Source organism: Bacillus sp. ME78 (assembly GCF_903970865.1).
Lineage (GTDB): Bacteria > Bacillota > Bacilli > Bacillales > Bacillaceae_G > Bacillus_A > Bacillus_A cereus.
Window position 1 is genome coordinate 1 of record NZ_CAJCKK010000123.1, and the last position, 220, is coordinate 220.

Here is a 220-nt window from a genome sequence, read left to right on the forward strand (position 1 = left end):
GTGTTCCAGGCTTTTCTGGATCTGGTGTTCCAGGCTTTTCTGGATCTGGTGTTCCAGGTTTTTCTGGATCTGGTGTTCCAGGTTTCTCCGGATCTGGTGTTCCAGGCTTTTCTGGATCTGGTGTTCCAGGCTTTTCTGGATCTGGTGTTCCAGGTTTTTCTGGATCTGGTGTTCCAGGTTTCTCCGGATCTGGTGTTCCAGGCTTTTCTGGATCTGGTGT

1 pseudogene is annotated in these 220 nt (G+C 50.0%); it reads right to left on the reverse strand.

Annotated features, from left to right (window positions below):
• A pseudogene (locus H6481_RS28570) lies at positions 1-220 on the reverse strand (hypothetical protein); the annotation flags it as partial.